Source organism: Thermocladium sp. ECH_B (assembly GCA_001516585.1).
Classification (GTDB): Archaea; Thermoproteota; Thermoprotei; order Thermoproteales; family Thermocladiaceae; genus Thermocladium.
The window spans coordinates 25,998-43,334 of record LOBW01000004.1 but is presented as its reverse complement, the minus strand read 5'-3'; the positions used below and the strand labels follow the sequence as shown (position 1 = coordinate 43,334).

Below are 17,337 nucleotides of genomic sequence, written 5' to 3'. Positions count from 1 at the left end.
GAAGCACAAAGAAAAACAGAAGAAAGACTAGACCAATTAGCGGAAGCGCAGAAAAGAACTGAGGATAACATAGCGAAGTTAACTGATGCTGTTATTGATCTAAGAAAAGGAATGGATCAACTTAGGAGGTCCATTGATAGCATTGGAAAGCGTTGGGGAGCAGATTATGAGGAGCTAATAAGGGGGTTCTTTAAGGAGGTACTGGACCAGTTAGGCATAGACATAAAGTACTTGAATAAATTCACATACAAGGATAATGAGGGCATATTCGGATTCAAGGGAGTCCTTTATGAGGTTGACATAGTGGCAAAGAACGATAAGGTATACTTGATAGAAGTTAAATCATTCGCTGATTCTGACGACGTTGAGTGGTTTAGGGNGAAGGTTGATGTGGTTTCCAAGATATTAAATCTTAAGGATCCAATCAAGATGATTCTCGCAGTTAGCACGACCAAGGAAGCAATAGATGATGCGCAAGCTGCTGGCATAAAATTAATATATGGAGACATATTTGAAGTTAAGAGAAGAAGCAACGATGAAAATGAGAAACAGAAAACGGAACAGAACAACAAAACCCTTTAACCTTTAGAGCGTAATTTCCTCACATTGATGCAAACCTCTATTGCTGATTAAAGAGAATCAATTCTTCAAGGAGACCCCATCACTGATCAGCAGTCCGGGGAACTGGAGCGAGGAATGTAATCGGCAATTCAAAGAATTGATGATGAGAATCCAAATTATATGGTGAAAGGAAAACTCTAGACCATATTTCTATATTTCGTCTATTTCGGGTTTATCATTATCATCGCTATACCTATTGATGATTATTGGTAATGGTATACTGTTTCTATACAATTGAGTGAGTGCAAAGATCATTATCGCTAATCCACCATTATAAAACGCTATTCCCATACCCACTGATTTATCCATTACGATGCTGGGCGCAGTTACAGGTATAACTAGGCTGGAAAATTCACCAAGCATATCTATATCTATGTATAGCATGGCTATTATGGCTATAGCCGTTACTAAAAAGATAAGGAACTTATATGCCTTGCCTGACCTTTCTAGTATATCTTTTTCCCTTAATTGCGATATATATATTATGAATGTGATTATCTCCATTAATACCAAGAATAACATAGTTGGCACCATAAATATGATGCCTAAATTGGATGACCCCGTTATCAATACTTGCAGCAACACGTAATCAACGCCGAAAAGTATTGATATTGTCGTCACAGTCATGATCAACATAATCGATCGAAGCATCCATTGATTCATGGAGTCCCCCCCTATTTAAACCCATTAGATAAATTAACTTGCTTTAATATTTATAAATATATTGGTTAAAATAAACGATAATTATAAAAATAGGCTTTATAAGAGCAAGACTTGTTTCGCCTATCTTCATAGCCTAAGATACCATGAATGCAAGGCAATTAGCAATGCTATAGTTAACTTTTAATTCAAGCAAAAACATATGTGTCCATGTATGGCTATGCTGGCGCAATTCTCCATATAAGACTTGGCCACAGCTACATGAAAACCAATCTGGACGAANCCATTGCTAAATCCATGATTGGTGGTCGCGGACTTGGATTAAGGCTTATTCTGGAAATGGGGATCCCAAGGACCATTAATCCATTTGACCCATCATCTCCTCTAATAATAGCCACTGGACCCCTTGGGGGTTCCAAATTGCCTTTAGCCACAAGGGCCGCAGCCATATTTAAATCACCCCTCACAAATAGATGGAGTTACTCAACAGTTGGTGGAACTCTTGGAGCATACATGAAGTATGCTGGAATCGATGCATTGATAATTACGGGTTCATCTAATAAACCAATTTACCTAGTAGTAAGTGATGGTGGAGTTGAGACTCGCGACGCAGAGTGGATGTGGGGCATGGACTCAGTTCAAGCAGAGGAATTGATTAGGAGAGAACTAGGGGACTCAAGCATATTAGTAATTGGACCAGCAGGCGAAAATGCCGTTCCCTATGCTACCATAAATCACGAGAAATGGAGGCAATTCGGGCGAACAGGGGCAGGAGCAGTCATGGGCAGCAAAATGATAAAGGCCATAGCATTTCTTCCAGATAATAAAGATATCAACGTGGCGAATCCATCCTTATATTACGAATTAGTCAAGCAACTGGGTAAAGCCACATTAAGTAATCCGGGAACAATACCATATAGAAGCGGAGGAACAGTTAGGCTGATCGATATTGGTAATTCAATGGGCTTCTTCCCAAGCCTGTACTGGACCAAGGTTGAGTTGCCCGGATGGAGAAACATATCTTGGGAAGAAAAATTAAAGACTAGTTTCTTATTAAGGAATGGGGCTTGCCTCTACTGCCCCATTGCATGCCACAAAATAGTCAAATCAAGTAATGGCTCCTATGACTTGGAGTACGAGTCTGTAATGGCAATTGGCGGACTAACCGGAATAAGCGATCCATCAAAAATAATTGACTTAGCGGAATTAGCAGATAGATTAGGTCTCGACACTGTTAGCCTAGGCAATTCAATAGCGTTCCTGATATACTTAGGTCAAAGGGGGATCATGGATAATGCACCTAAATGGGGTGATCATGAGAAGATACGAGAGCTCATAATTAATACAGCATATAAGCAAGGCATTGGAGAATTAATAGCCCTCGGCGTTAGAGGCATGGCAGAAAAACTTGGCGTGCAAGATCTAGCGATTCACGTGAAAGGACTAGAGCCTGCCGGTTATGATCCTAGAACATTAATGGGGATGTCGCTAAATAATGCAGTAGGAGAAAGAGGCGCTGATCACCTCTGGTCCAGCGCATATGCCATTGATATAAGTGGACAAGCCGGAGGCAGATTCTCAATTAATGAAGAAAAAATCAATTATGTAATTGACCTAGAGAACCGCAATGCGTTATATGATTCAATGCTTTTATGTAAGTTCGGGCGATCCATTTATGATTGGGACACTATTAGAGCCTCGCTTAAGGCAGTCACTGGATATGAATATAGCTTAAATGAGTTGAAGTCAGTGTCGCACCGCATAATAGTGATGCATAGATTAATGAATGGAACCACTAAAGCCGATGATGAGCTGCCAAGACGGTGGTTTGAGGAAGGGGTGGAGTATGAGGGTAAGAAGCACGTGATTCCCCGAGCTGAATTGGAAGCGGCTCTACAGTATTACTATGAATTGAGGGGCTATGATGAGAATGGGAAACCAAAGAGGGAATTATTGAATCAATTAGGAATCACTGCTCCAAGTGATTCTGATAACCATGGAGGGACCCCATTATATGAATGAAATTTATCAATGGAATAATGATTGATCTATAGCATCAACTCAAAAATGGTATATTTACCATATGATTCCTTAAATTTACCCTCCGCAGTGGAGACGACCGAGGCCGGTATGGCGGAGGTCGGCTGCCCCACGGAGAATCGCCCTATACCTATGCCGGGTCCCCTATAAATCCGGGGAGATAGTGATAGCACGTCATTCAAGGATGCCTTTGTGCATGTCCATGGATCATCAGGTAAACAAATATAATTATCAGTGATGGATAAGGCATCCCTAATTAGTTCAATGGCATCATCAATAATAGTCGCGTTTGGATCTATTACTCCGCCCCATACATCCATTACTTGTTCAAAGCCTAGGGATTTAACTAGCATTCTGCTTGCGGTATTCCATTCAGCTACCATCAGCATTGCTCGCCTTGCGCCATTGCTTCTCGCCAGTTCCAGCATATTCATCGTGATTGCTTTACCGATGCCCCTCCTCCGCTCCTGCTTCCTAACCCTTAATCCCCGTAACCAAGCCGTTTCCTGGAAAAGAAAAAGCATGGATGCAACCGCCACTATTCTTCCATTATCAGTCATTACATAGACATTCCCATTCTTTATCCATGTATCTACCTCATTCGGCAAGTAGTCACCCCATGGAAATGTATCCATAGTAAATGATTTGATTTCCTCAGAATCCAACGACGTGGCTTGCCTAAACTCCATTAGTTAGCGATCGATGAAAATAGTTAAATAAATTTTTATTTTATATATTAGTTTCCGTTTCCTATACGCGTATCTTTAATATGTTTCTTGCCTCCTCGACCTCCGCTTTCGGTAATTCCCTATACGTTAACCACCATGCATAGCCCTTATACTCCTTTAACCTGGATGCAGCGCCATCAACGGTGTGAGGCGGCGGATTAATCGCATTCTCCCCAATCACTTCATTCTCAGGCCAGTTTGCCGGCAATGCAACGCCATACTTATCCACTACCTGTAGCGCCTTTATCACGCGCAGCAATTCATTAACGCTTCTCCCTATTTCTAGTGGGTAATATAATATTAACCTAACCGTGCCCTTATCATCAACAATGAAGACGGCCCTGACAGTGCTTGTCGCTGATTCTGCATGTATCATGCCTAGCCTCTTAGCTACATTACCCATTGNGTCAGCTATTACTGGGAACGGCACTTTGACCTTAATGTTATCCTCTATCCACCTGATCCACTCAACATGGGAAATTACGCTATCCACGGATAGCCCTATTAATTCCGTGTTGAGCTTCTTGAAGTCATCATACCTCTTAGCGAAGCTGATGAACTCAGTTGTGCATACCGGCGTAAAGTCGCCGGGGTGACTAAACAGCATGAACCATTTCCCCTTAAAGTGATCTGGGAGCTTTATTTTGCCCTGGGTAGTCTCTACCTCCATTTCCGGAAACTTCTCACCGATTAGGGGTAGTTTATATTCAGAACTCATGTCACTACTTTCAGAACAGTTGCTTAAATTAGTTTCGTTTATTACCAATTTTTTTACCATATCTCCCCAATCCAAGGAATCGTTGAATGGCTTTCTCCATGACTATCAAGGAGTCCTTTAAGTCATCTATAGCGACGTATTCATCATATGAATGAGCCATAGCTAGCTCGCCTGGACCATAAATAACCACCGGTATTCCTGCAGCCCTTAGATAGCGGCCATCGGTTGCCCCCGTTAATATTAATGGAACTGGTTGCTTTCCTTCCTCAATTATGGAATCCCTCACTGAAGCAACTATTTCAGAATTAATTGGCGTGTAATTGGGCTCACTAACATCTATGACCTCAACCCTAGCTGAATCGCCTAGCCTAGCCGCCAGGTAATCGATTACTTGCCTAGATGAAGCGCCAGGAGGAACCCTCATATCTAGCTCAAGCTCAGCTGAATCAGGCACCATATTTATTTTGGAACCACCGCGAATCACGCCGGGATTAAATGATACTGATCCTATTATGTTCCCAAGCTCATTATCATCCACTCTTAAGCCAATGCCTCTGGCGGCAGCTCCGTAGATTTTGGCTGAATTCTCTATTGGAGCCTCTAGATCGCGCGGCAACTTGATTCCCCTATTGAACTCATTAATTGCCTTAGCCGATTCATTAACTGCATTAATCAATTCCAAAATTGCATTCCTGCCGAGGATCGGCAAACTACCATGCGCAGGCCTTCCCATAGTATTTATTCTCACTTGAGCCAAGCCCTTCTCAGCTATGCAGAAGCGGGAGGCACCAGTTGGTTCGGCTATTATTGCGGCATCTCCCCTTAAAACACCATTATTCACCAGCGCCTCAACGCCCGGATGTCCGCCTGACTCCTCGTCAACCGTCGCGGAGAATATCAGCGATGCATCGCTATTTTCAACTTGTGGAGCCAAGTCAATGAATGCCATCATTAATGCAGCTAATCCTCCCTTCATGTCCGTTGTGCCTCTGCCGAAAATCTTTCCATCAATTACCTTTCCAGAAAAAGGAGGCACGCTCCACTTACTGGATTCCCCTGGTGGAACCACATCCATGTGCCCATTTAATATGAGCGTGGGGGATCCGCGGCCAACCTTAGCAATTATATTGGGTTTTCCTTTTTCATACTCATATACATGGCCTTGATACCCGCGTCTCCCCAGCCATTCCCTTATGAAACTGGCGATATCATTAGTTAGACCCGGGGGATTAACGCTATTTATGCGAACCAAATCTATGGTTAAGCCCGTTAACTCATCTTCTATATTGCTCATTAATTAACCGATTAGGTAACTCTTTAATAAAGTGTTTAGCCCAGCGTGGCCTCCCCTAAAAAGCGATTGCTGCTCTCATTATCACTTGATCCTCATTAATGAGGTACTCCATCCTTTTAACCGCTCAAAAAGTCCCTTCTAGCTCAAAAACTTTCTTTTTAATAATTATAAGGGGAGGCAATACTCGCCTCTTAGGGTATCTTAGGGGGTTTAGATATTTATTTGGAGGCCCTAGATTCGATTCCTAATGCGCGTCGTATTCTGATTGCAGAGGATAACGGATCATCAGCTCCGGTTATGGCATTCCCCACAACCACTATATCTATATCTTTACCTGCTATTGCTGCGGCAATTTTCTCATTTATGCCCCCAGCTATAGTTACTTGAATACCGTATTTTTCCTTTATTTTAATTGCCTCATTAACCAGATTAGCTGCTGTTAATCCAGTGCGCCTCTGTATATCTATCCCAACATGTAAACCAATGAAGTCCGGCCTTACTCCTGATGCTAGTATTTCACTTAATCTATCATCTATATTTGTTATTCCTATGAAGTCAACTATCGATTTTATTCCATTTGATGACGCTGACTTTATGAATTCTATTATGGTCTCCAGAGGAGCCGCGGCCAATACGCTTGCCATATCGGCCCCAGCATCGGCAGCCATCTTAACCTCTATTGAACCAGCATCCATTGTCTTCAAGTCCGCAAAAATGACTGCATTCCTGCAACAAGCCCGAAGCCTGGATACAGCATACATCCCACTTGATTTTATTAGGGGAGTGCCGGCCTCAAGCACATCAACCGCATTACCAATATATAGGGTCTTAGCCATGCCCACAGCAACCTCTATATCCACTAAATCGAGCGCGACCTGAAGCTTCATGGATATGCCCCACAGCTAGTGTATTATAAGTAATACCATGATGTGAGAGACAATCTCCCAGCTCTTCGCTATTTTAAAATTAAATCTTGAAAGAGCCTCATTACCAGCCTCTAAATAGTATCTTGACTGGGACTCCGTTTCTCATCTCCACTATTATTGTCGTATCGCTTTGGCCTATTTTTGTTTGAAGTATATCCACTATATCCTTAATTTTCCTCAGCACCGTATTTCTATCAGTTATTGAGTCAAGGCCTTCCTTTAATATATCATACTCATCCGTGGGCCTCGGGTCAATGTATATCTTGAGGCCCGTTAACTCTATCGCCGTTGGAAGCACCTCCTTATTCTTCTCTAATAATTCCTCTATTATTCTCTGAATGGCTTCAAACTTATCAACACGTCCCTTGAGTGCCTCCAAGTCTTTATTTATGGCCTCTGCTTTTCTCTGATTATCATTTATCAATTGATCAAGATATAATAGAAAATCATGAAGGCTCTTAAAATAGAGTATATCCACATCACCAGTCTCTACTGGGGTCTGCTGATTTTCCATGCTACCAATTCAACTCGGCATATTTAAAAAGGTTACCTTGAATTTACTGTGCCTAAACGCACTAGCCTTTCATCGACATTAAAGGGCATCGCAGGTCTCCCCCCGTCTTAATGGGCTAGGATAACAATTCGTTTTACCTATAAATCCTGCTCATTAGAACTAAGGGGAATTAGATGCGTAATACATCGATTTAGTTCCCCTTCATAATGGGCTCCCATAATAGGGATTAAACAGGCATTAATTCGAAGTATACGTATTGGGGCCTATGATTATTTTTCAATTATTATTGATTTTTATAAATGCATAATCATATGGCATCATTACCCATAATATGCTAATAATTCATGGATACAGGCAGGAAAGTTATCTAAAAGTTTGATCGTATTATACTTAAAAATGGGGAGGGACCCGTATACGTCATGTCTCTAAAGAAAATAGGTGATGCGATTCACGTTGCTAATGATGGTAAGATAGTTGCCCGTCTAGTCATGGTTCCCCCTCTCGGCATTCAGGTATTTGATTATGGAATGAAACGCGTGGGATCGTTATATGATGTGATTGGACCCGTTAAGTCACCTTATGGATTGATAAAGGCCAACCAGGAGGACCCATCATTCATAATAGGCAAACCAATATATGTTGATGCGAGGAGCCTCGAAAAGCAAAGCAGAAAGTCAGGCAAGGAAGGAAAAAGAAGGGGGAGGCACTATGGAGGAAGCAGAAGAATTTAAGTGTAAGGCCTGTGGTTCGACCGAGATAGCCTATGACGGAGAAACAGGCGAATTAGTCTGCGCTAAATGCGGCACTGTGCTTAAAGAAGTACCCCGTATTGATTTAGGAGCCGAGTGGCGCGATTTCGGGGATAGGCCGAGCAAGGCGCGCGCTCAAGTGATTGATGAGACGCAGCCCCATTATGGCATAGGATTACTGAAGATGGGGCAAATGCTTGGTAAGCAGCGTAGATTAGGATTTGAGCGAAAAATAGAAGCCATAATTAGATCTAATAATATAGAGCGCAATGTCGCAACCATAAGGCATGTCGTTAAACAAATAATAACTAGGTCATCAATTCCGAGCTTCATTTTATCCAGCGTGATAACCGAATATAGAAGGCTGGCCGAGAATGGCTATAAGGGGAGGCTACGTGAGACGGCGGTTGCATTAACATACTTAAACTGCAAGAAGTGGGGCATACCATGTAGACTAAAGACATTAATTAAGATAACTGGAATAGAGGGGCATGGACTTAATAGGACAATAACAAAGATAAAGCAATTAACTAATGATAAGGTTCAAATCAATGGGAGCGATGTGGCGAAGTATGTTTCGTCCCTAGTTAATTCAATTAATACTGGTTCAATAGAGAAGAAGACCATATATAGCTTCGTGATAGAGATATTGAACAAGGCGCATGATAAGAGATTATTGAATGGCAAATCCTCATACTCTGTTGCAGCGGCTGCAGTATACATAGCTATGATGGTTTTCGGAGTAAAAACTAAGCAGAGGGATGTGGCAAGCATAGCTAATGTCACTGATGTTACAATAAGAAGCCGATACAGGGAATTAATGGAGAAAATAGGGATTGTTTTATACATTTAATTTTATTACGCCCGCTCCAAAACTATTGAGAACCCCTGGCCACTTCCAACACAAAGAGNAGCCACACCAAGATTCTTGCCCTTCTCATTTAATATTCTAGCCAATGTTCCTGTTATTCTTGCCCCGGTTGCGCCTAATGGGTGTCCAATTGCTATTGCTCCCCCATGAATATTCACCTTATTTATGTCGATCCCAAGCTGCTTAATTGCATATAGAACAACAACCGCGAATGCCTCATTTATTTCCCAATAATCTATATCCTCAGGCTTCAAACCGGCGCGTTGAAGCGCCTTTTGACTGGCCGGCACAGGGCCCATGCCCATTAAGGCTGGATGAACCCCAGCCCACCCCATTGATCGTATTTTAGCAAGCGGCTTTAATCCGTATTCCTTGACCTTCTNCTCGGACATCAACATTACCAGTGATGCTCCTGCATTTAGCGGGGATGAATTGCCGGCGGTGATTACGCCATTCGCCATGAATGCCGGAGGCAATTTAGCTATTTGCTCCAGGGTAGTGTCTGGCCTAATGCTTTGATCCTTATCCACCACTATCCTTCTTCCTTGGTACTCCACTTCCAGTGGCAGTATCTCGCCCTTGAACCAACCCTCATCAAGGGACTTAGCGGCAAGCATGTGGCTCCTATAGGCTAATTGATCCATTTCATCCTTAGGTATCTTGGCATAGCGGGCCAAATTCTCTGCAGTTAATCCCATGTTGTAGCCGATTCCCATTTGTAAATGCGCATAATGGGGATCAGTCATTAATTTGAAGTTTATGGCTACATGTGGATTATTGCTCATAGGCACATGAGTCATGTGCTCCATGCCGCCTGCAAGCACTATATCCGAATTGCCCGTCATTATTTCCATTGCTCCAATAGATATAGATGTCATGCTTGATGCGCATGCCCTATCAACAGCCATTGCTGGAACCTCGATTGGCAGATTAGCCAGAAAGACAGGGTGCCGGCCTGCGTATAGCCAATTCTCATCAGCCTGTAGGGCGCATCCCGTTATTACGTCGCCGATCTCCTTGGGATTAACTCCGGTCCTATTCACTACTTCCTTAATTAGCTTGGCCAGCGCCTCATCCATTCTAATCGAATTAAATACATCCTTCTCCGGCTCATTAGGCCTAGAGCGGGAGAAGGCGGTTCTAAGGAAATCAACTATATAGACATCCATTCCTCATCTCCCCTTAAAGTTTGGTTGCCTCTTTTGTGAAAACGCCATTATTCCCTCCTTTAGATCCTCCGTGGAGAATAATAAACCCATCGCGGTGGCCTCCATCTCTAGACCAACATCGCTAGCTACTTCACCAGCCTTATTTGTGAGTCTCTTGGCTAATGCAACCGATATTGGCGCTACCTTGGCGGCTATATCCTTTGCATATTGAAGCACCCTATCATCAAAGCCATCTCTTGGAAACAGCACATTAATTAATCCCCACTCATGCGCTATTTTAGCGCTTATTCGTTCGCCGGTCAACACTAATTGATTAGCCCTGCTGATGCCAATCAACTTGACGGCTCTCTGGGTACCACCCCAACCCGGTATTAAGCCCAGGGTTACTTCTGGGAATCCTATTTGCGAATCCTCTGTGGCAACCCGTAAATCGCATGCTAATGATAATTCAAGGCCACCGCCCAAAGCGTAACCCTTTATTGCAGCAATGGTGAGTTTAGGCATCTCCATTAATCTCCTAAATGTCCTCTCCCCCTTTCTAGAGAACTCGGTGAATTGCAATGGATTGGAGAAGTAGAAGCCCGTTAAGTCTGCGCCAGCTGACATAATATCGCCTACACCGGTTATTATGACGACGTTGATCTCCGGATCATCCCAAAGGGCATCTATTGCTGCGTTAAGTTCATCGAGAACCTTGCCATTTATTGTATTATACTTAGGCCTATTCAAACTTATGCGGGCAACCTTGAAATCGAATTTCTCGACTTTAATGGTTTCGAATTGGCCCACTCCANCTCCTGGCTTAGTAGCTTGCTCCTGTCGAGCTTCCCTAGTTATTGATTGTTGAGGCTGCTCCATTATGAATTTAACGCGACCCTGCGCGACTTCACGTAATTTTCCCTCAACTATTGACCTCGTCGGCTTGAAAACATCCACTCCAAACTCGTTAGCGAGGGATTCCAGTTTAGCCTTCACTTCCTCATTACTTAGACTCTTAGCTACACTGAAGGGACCAAATGGCCTATTTAATCCAAGCATGACGGCGGTATCCACGTCCTCCGGCTTCTCAGCCACTCCCTCCTCAAGCACCTTAACTGCCTCATTTATTTCCACCGCAAAGAAATCAAGGAGACCAACCTTATTGGTGACCTTCATTATATCTATGGATGGCCTCCCCTTGCTCCAATCATAGAACCCCTTGCCAGTCTTCTTGCCGAGCCTCTTTTCCTCATACATCTTCTTTATTGTGACGCATTTACCGTAATCGCCTGATAAGGCCTTGGAGAAGTACTCCATGCTATGATAAACAACATCTATTCCAACGAAGTCAAGCAATTCGTAGGCTCCCATGGGGAGACCTTGCCCAAGCAATAAGGCATCAACTTCCTCCGGCGTTGCTACGCCCTTGTCCTGGATCAAGCACAATAAAAGAAGCTCTGGTGCCTGAATCCTATTCACTATGAAGCCGGGCGAGTCCTTAAGCACCTTAACCGGAGTCTTTCCAAGGGTTTTGGAAAGATCAAATATTGCTTGAAATGCTTCATCGCTTGTCTTGGATCCCCTTATGACCTCAACCAGCTTCATTACGACGGGAGGATTGAAGAAATGCATTCCAACAACCATTTCCGGCCTTGATGTTGCTGCAGCTAAGTCGCTTATCCTTATATTGCTGGTATTGGATGCAAGTATTGCATGTCTTGGAGCCGCAGCATCTACGTCTTTGAATACTTTTATTTTTAGATCGAGTAATTCTGGAACTGCCTCAACAACCAGATCAACGTTCTTAACGGCGGATTGAATATCGGTAAATGTCTTTATCCTACTCATTATATCATCCACGTTACCTACCTTTCCCTTCTCGGCAAGCTTGTTTAGGCTCTCCCTTATCCTGGCGAGCCCTTTCTTTAGCGCATCTTCATAGGCATCCATTAGATTTACATTAAAGCCATTAATTGCGAATAGCTCAGCTATTCCGTGCCCCATTTCTCCAGCTCCTATTACCGCCACATTCTTTATATCCACATTGAATCACCCGTCCACATACAACTCTACGCCTGCAATTACCGTTTAAAAAATTTTACTAATATAATAGGCACTTCTATTTTATGGTTATTATTATGTTGATTAAAATGATGAAATCGTTTTCTAATAAAGATGGATTTTAATGTTTACTATATTATATTCTATACCAGTAGAATAAAGAATGAATACGAAAGAAAACACAACATTTTTAATAAAGCATTAAACGAACGTTCAATGAGCGGGGAGGATGAGTATGGGGAATTAGATGAGAATGAGAGCAAGATCTTAATAGCGCTAATAAAACTTGGAAATCAATATAATCAAAGGGACTTATGGCGAATGGCGGGAATAAACAGCAAATCCGGAATACCTGCGCTCAGCAAACTAGAGAGGAGAGGATTAATAGAGCGAGATAAGGTTGGTGGAGACAAGCGAAGCCAATATGTCGTTAGATTAACTGATGCAGGCGTGAAGAGGGCAAAGGCCCTTGTTGAGGGCATGAAGACCGGCATGGGTACTGATATAGAGCTGCTCATGTCAATACCGTGCTTTTATTGCCCCTATATAAAGGACTGCGGAAAAGGAGGACACGTTAGCCCAGACACTTGCGAACTGCTGGGACGATGGATACGCAATATATCTAAGCTCTGATCACTCTGGACCTTTGAGGGACTAGGCATGTTTGCTTCATAAATATCGCTCAGCATTAATATTACCCTAACATCAAGCGATTAATGACTCTCCATTGCTGATAAAACGAACGGCAAAACTCGCCCTTCAGGGTGGGGAGGAGGTCAGATTATCGCTTCTCTTATTAATCCCACTAACTGGATTATTTCATGAGACTCTTCATAGCAGTGGACATAGATAACCCGGAAATACTGGATAAGTTAAAGAAGTTCCAAAACGCATTGAAGAACAGCGAAGCCGATCTAAAAATAGTTGAACTAAGTAACCTACATGTAACGCTTAGATTCATTGGAGAGGTAAGGGATGCCTTGGCCCCACAGATAGCCAATAAGTTATCTCAATTATCTGGAAACAGCTTTAGGATGCATCTAGTTGGTGTTGGTGCGTTCCCAAATTTGGATTATCCACGCGTAGTATGGGTTGGAATATCTGAAGGAAGTAATGAAGCGGCATTATTTCATGATTCAATTGAAGAGTTGATAAAGGACTTAGTTGGCAGAGATAAAGATGAGGGTTTCTCTCCTCATATAACAATGGCTAGGGTTAGAAGTGGTAGAAATAGAAATAAATTGATCCAAGTCATTAACCAATGGCAGAACATGGATTTCGGATGGCAAGATATTAAGAGCATAAAGCTAAAGAAAAGCACATTAACGCCTCAAGGCCCTATTTATGAGGATATAAGCGAAGTGAATCTATTGTGAAAATAGTCATAATTGGCGGCGGAGCCGCCGGAATGAGCGCCGCCTCACGCATCAGGAAATTAAGCAGAGACGCACAGGTAACTGTGATAGAGGAGAGCAGCATCATTTCCCATGCGCCATGCGGCATACCATACTATATAGAGGGACTATTCTCCGATGAATCACTATTAAGCGCGTATACTCCATCTCAATTCGCCATTGATAGAAACATAAATATATTGATAAATAGCAGAGCAATTGAAATACGGGACGGCGAGGTACTGATTGAGAACAAAAATGAAAAGAGACTTATCGAGTTCGATAAATTGATAATAGCAACCGGTGCAAGACCCCGCCTACCAGATGTGCCCATCAGCGGCAACGTACTGACAATTCACCATCCCATTAATGCCGGGCAAGCTAAGCATAGACTCTGGAACGCAAATGATGTGGTGATAATTGGAAGCGGTCTCATCGCCATCGAGTTAGCCGAGGCTTTAGTTAATCTTGGGAAGCGGGTCACCATAGTTACTAGGTCTAGGCAAGTACTTTCCAAGATGCTTGATCCAGAAATGGCTAATATAGTTGAGGAGCGATTAGTAAGGGATATTATATTAGTAAAGAATGCTGATTTACGGGCAATAAGTAGGGGAAACAATGGCAAGACCATTNTTGAAACCAGTGAGGATAATTTTGAGGGCGATATAGTTGTAATTGCGACTGGGATACGCCCCAACTCGGAACTCGCACGTGATTTTGGGTTAAGCATTGGCAAGGATGGCGGCATATTAGTTGATGATCACATGAGGACTAGCCAAGGCAATATATTCGCCGCCGGCGATGTCGTTGAAACGATTAATTTAGTGACTGGAAAAAGAGTTATGGCACCCTTTGGTCCAGTTGCCAATAAGATGGGTTATGTGGCTGGAGTTAATGCAGGTGGGGGCGATATTATTTTTCCAGGCGTTGTCCTCACTGGCCTAACTAGGTATATGGATCTCGAAATAGGATCAACCGGGGTTAAGGAAAGCGAAGCCATTAATGCTGGGTTAAAGCCTAAATCCACTATCATAAAGGCACGAACCAGGTCTAGATATTATCCAGGCGGCGGATGGATATGGATTAAGCTGATCAGTGATGCCAATGATAAAATAATTGGGGCACAGGTTATAGGCAATGAGGGCGTGCTGGCCCGCATTGATGCCTTGGCAATATCGATACAGCATGGTTTAAGCATTAAGGATCTATTCTTTGCTGAACTGGGTTACTTGCCGCCTCTCTCAACTGCATGGGATCCCTTAATCATAGCGGCTAGGCAATTAATGCCGGAGGGATGAATTATATATCGATTCCAAATGATTTAGCGAAGCTGCTCCATCTAATGTATTCCCTTAGGAATTGAAGACCCCTTGAGGTTATGCATATCCCCTCAATATTTGTCTCTATCATGCCCTTAGCCGCTAATTCCTTCACATAATCCATTAATTTATCATAGGAAAGATTAAGCGCGGTGGACATCCTGGTTGGTCTAGAGCAGCCATTATTATCCAGATACTTTAGGATATCCGCAATAATCTCTATCCTGCTTCTCTTCTTCTTACTGTCCCGCATTCGCATTCACTTTTATCAATCCATTGACTAGAAAAACAAGGCCAAGCAAACGAATAATGAAGTATGTCAACAATGCCCAGAACGAGGATACTATATTAATCATTGCTTGAAGCACAAAGTTATCGATGAATAATAATGTGAACGCCAATGCATTTGATACAACAAGTGAATTTCCCTTATAATAATTTATCCATAACATCAGCGCAACATATAATTGAATTGCAGGAGTTATCACTTGCATTAATTGATTAGTGTACAACCTCATTAACAGCAGAGGCGATGCCGCGATCCCAATATTTGTGACCGAGTATGCAAAAGCAACATATGCTGCTAGAGTAATCACGTTATAGATCACTGCAACTAGGGGTTCATGCATAAAAGCCACATGGGAATAGAGATAANCAATTCTCTCTACGCTATAAATCAGCGATAATGCGCTTTCAATGAGCACTGATAAACCCAATAATAAAAAACCAAGCATTAGACCTATAAGCCTCGAATCGCGGAGAATGCGAAATGCATTTAATGCGTAATAGGCCAGCATGACTCCAATAATCAAATAAGCAACGCCAATCCCAAGCACTAAGTAAACTATGGGATCCACGTATCCACGTATCATGATTTTAGCTTTTTATCTTTAACTGGGTCCCATAATTGCCAAAAGATTGAAAGCCTCCCCCCTTAGGGCNTGAATGCAGTCAGCCGCTAACCATAATTCAGAAATAACTTTATAATGCATTNCAATTCATCACGACATCGTGAGGAAAACAGTACTTATTGCCCTACTGATATTGGCAATTNCTGGATCGATTAAGGCAAGTTATGTTATTGCCCAACCCCAGCTCCTTTCTATTAATCTATCGATGAGCAAAGTCATAAATGGAGCCTTTTATCAAAGCTTCTTCTTGAATTCCGCCGGCCTAATTAAAATAAATATAACCTCTAATNCAACCACAAGCGTTTACGTAATACCCCTCAGCGAGCTAAGTAACTATACTAGGGGCAGTATATATACCTATTTTAGTGGGAATGGGAACGACATAAATGGTAATGTGCTTCTCCCCAATGGATCCTATGCATTGCTAATAATATCCAATGGCTTAGTATTATCAAAATCATTAGTATATGAAGGGGTGAATCCACTGGAGGCAGTGAGGCCGGATATGGCAATTGGTATTGCTGATTATGGGGTATCCCTGAGCAATGGTTCCCTAGTCCTATATAAGTATAATTGCACCGGTTTAATTGGTAATGTAGCTATTATGAATGCGGATTCAAGGAGTTACGGCATTCAGCTTAATGGCAATTTGGAGGCCAATGGCTCTATCTACTTCATTCAGGATGCATTGGATTATTATAGCGGAAAATTAGTTGGAATAATAAATATATGGAATGAGAGNGGCCAGCCGCTGGAGGGGCCGTTAATTAATGAAGGGAAATACCTTTATGCTAGCCGAGCATTGGGGAATATCTCATATCCATTAATCGCAACTTTAATGGATAATATCACTAGAAATGAAAGTGGATACTACTTAATGATTCAGCTTAACTCAAGTGATTGGAATTGGCAATTATACATTAAGCTTCCAGGACCAGCTAGATTTATTGTGAATGGAGGGGAACTAACGCCATTTAGTGGCCTTTATGATGCTGAGCTTGTTGTCGGAGGCTCAGGCAACTCCAGCATTGCATCATTTAAATCGCTTAGGGCCACCATGTCCCTATTTATAATCAATGGAACATCAATGGATATGCCCCCTAGTGCATGGAATTTCGGGGCAGACACAATGGAGGGCGCGCAGAATGTGACGTCTAAATGGAGCGGCAACTCGGCAATTATTGCCTTGGGAGTTCCATCATTCAACGAATTATACACAACCGTGACTCCGCCTAACTTAACTATGCATGCCATAACTATAAGTAACGAGGCAGCGCCGTTAAAGCCAAGCATTGCATATCAATATATTGAGGTATTAATTATATTGTTGATTTTCTGGATAATCGCCATATTAATTAGTAAAAATCATGGCTAAACTTGCGA

18 protein-coding genes are annotated in these 17,337 nt (G+C 42.5%); 8 read left to right on the top strand and 10 right to left on the bottom strand.

Going from position 1 to position 17,337, the window contains the following annotated elements:
* The first annotated feature begins 111 nt into the window (after window positions 1–111).
* A complete protein-coding gene (locus tag AT710_01170) occupies window positions 112–582 on the top strand; it encodes a hypothetical protein (protein ID KUO93120.1) in 471 nt (156 codons plus the stop codon).
* Between the two features lie 189 nt (window positions 583–771).
* On the opposite strand, the gene AT710_01165 is transcribed toward AT710_01170, so the two are convergent.
* A complete protein-coding gene (locus tag AT710_01165; GenBank protein KUO93119.1) occupies window positions 772–1,272 on the bottom strand; it encodes a hypothetical protein in 501 nt (166 codons plus the stop codon).
* A 219-nt stretch (window positions 1,273–1,491) separates the two neighbouring features.
* Between AT710_01165 and AT710_01160 the strand changes: the two genes are divergently transcribed.
* Window positions 1,492–3,303 carry an aldehyde ferredoxin oxidoreductase gene (locus AT710_01160; protein KUO93118.1) on the top strand — a complete coding sequence of 604 codons (1,812 nt, stop codon included), beginning with the start codon at window positions 1,492–1,494 and terminating at the stop codon, window positions 3,301–3,303.
* A 26-nt stretch (window positions 3,304–3,329) separates the two neighbouring features.
* On the opposite strand, the gene AT710_01155 is transcribed toward AT710_01160, so the two are convergent.
* The 5 genes from AT710_01155 to AT710_01135 form a co-directional block, all read right to left on the bottom strand.
* Window positions 3,330–4,010, bottom strand: a complete 681-nt coding sequence (locus tag AT710_01155) for a hypothetical protein (GenBank protein KUO93117.1) — start codon at window positions 4,008–4,010, stop codon at window positions 3,330–3,332.
* A gap of 61 nt (window positions 4,011–4,071) precedes the next feature.
* Window positions 4,072–4,767: a peroxiredoxin gene (locus AT710_01150; protein ID KUO93116.1), complete on the bottom strand. Its 696-nt coding sequence runs from the start codon at window positions 4,765–4,767 to the stop codon at window positions 4,072–4,074.
* Window positions 4,768–4,795: 28 nt separating this feature from the next.
* A complete protein-coding gene (locus AT710_01145) occupies window positions 4,796–6,061 on the bottom strand; it encodes a succinyl-diaminopimelate desuccinylase (GenBank protein KUO93115.1) in 1,266 nt (421 codons plus the stop codon).
* A gap of 218 nt (window positions 6,062–6,279) precedes the next feature.
* Window positions 6,280–6,948, bottom strand: coding sequence for an orotidine 5-phosphate decarboxylase (locus AT710_01140; GenBank protein KUO93114.1), 669 nt, complete (start codon window positions 6,946–6,948; stop codon window positions 6,280–6,282).
* Window positions 6,949–7,048: 100 nt separating this feature from the next.
* The gene (locus tag AT710_01135) at window positions 7,049–7,501 is read right to left on the bottom strand and encodes a hypothetical protein (protein KUO93113.1); all 453 of its coding nucleotides are present in this window, start codon (window positions 7,499–7,501) and stop codon (window positions 7,049–7,051) included.
* A gap of 419 nt (window positions 7,502–7,920) precedes the next feature.
* Between AT710_01135 and AT710_01130 the strand changes: the two genes are divergently transcribed.
* Both AT710_01130 and AT710_01125 read left to right on the top strand, forming a co-directional pair.
* On the top strand, window positions 7,921–8,232 hold the full coding sequence (locus AT710_01130; protein ID KUO93112.1) for a hypothetical protein: 312 nt from the start codon (window positions 7,921–7,923) through the stop codon (window positions 8,230–8,232).
* Between the two features lie 76 nt (window positions 8,233–8,308).
* Window positions 8,309–9,103 (top strand): hypothetical protein, encoded by a 795-nt coding sequence (locus tag AT710_01125; protein KUO93111.1) that lies wholly within the window; start codon window positions 8,309–8,311, stop codon window positions 9,101–9,103.
* A gap of 5 nt (window positions 9,104–9,108) precedes the next feature.
* Here AT710_01125 and AT710_01120 read toward each other — a convergent pair whose 3' ends face one another.
* Entirely contained in the window at window positions 9,109–10,290 is a 1,182-nt protein-coding gene (locus tag AT710_01120) for an acetyl-CoA acetyltransferase (GenBank protein KUO93110.1), read from the bottom strand.
* 3 nt (window positions 10,291–10,293) lie between these two features.
* Window positions 10,294–12,273 (bottom strand): 3-hydroxyacyl-CoA dehydrogenase, encoded by a 1,980-nt coding sequence (locus AT710_01115; protein KUO93123.1) that lies wholly within the window; start codon window positions 12,271–12,273, stop codon window positions 10,294–10,296.
* Between the two features lie 171 nt (window positions 12,274–12,444).
* Between AT710_01115 and AT710_01110 the strand changes: the two genes are divergently transcribed.
* The 3 genes from AT710_01110 to AT710_01100 all read left to right on the top strand — a co-directional run bounded on the left by AT710_01110 (window position 12,445) and on the right by AT710_01100 (window position 15,022).
* On the top strand, window positions 12,445–12,963 hold the full coding sequence (locus tag AT710_01110) for a hypothetical protein (GenBank protein ID KUO93109.1): 519 nt from the start codon (window positions 12,445–12,447) through the stop codon (window positions 12,961–12,963).
* Between the two features lie 188 nt (window positions 12,964–13,151).
* On the top strand, window positions 13,152–13,706 hold the full coding sequence (locus tag AT710_01105; GenBank protein KUO93108.1) for a hypothetical protein: 555 nt from the start codon (window positions 13,152–13,154) through the stop codon (window positions 13,704–13,706).
* A complete protein-coding gene (locus tag AT710_01100) occupies window positions 13,703–15,022 on the top strand; it encodes a hypothetical protein (GenBank protein KUO93107.1) in 1,320 nt (439 codons plus the stop codon). Before AT710_01105 ends, AT710_01100 begins: the two co-directional genes overlap by 4 nt.
* Window position 15,023: 1 nt before the next feature.
* Here AT710_01100 and AT710_01095 read toward each other — a convergent pair whose 3' ends face one another.
* Entirely contained in the window at window positions 15,024–15,296 is a 273-nt protein-coding gene (locus AT710_01095; protein KUO93106.1) for a hypothetical protein, read from the bottom strand.
* Entirely contained in the window at window positions 15,283–15,915 is a 633-nt protein-coding gene (locus AT710_01090; protein ID KUO93105.1) for a hypothetical protein, read from the bottom strand. The genes AT710_01095 and AT710_01090 overlap by 14 nt, the downstream gene beginning before the upstream one ends.
* Window positions 15,916–16,054: 139 nt before the next feature.
* Between AT710_01090 and AT710_01085 the strand changes: the two genes are divergently transcribed.
* Window positions 16,055–17,329 carry a hypothetical protein gene (locus AT710_01085; protein ID KUO93104.1) on the top strand — a complete coding sequence of 425 codons (1,275 nt, stop codon included), beginning with the start codon at window positions 16,055–16,057 and terminating at the stop codon, window positions 17,327–17,329.
* Window positions 17,330–17,337 lie beyond the last annotated feature (8 nt).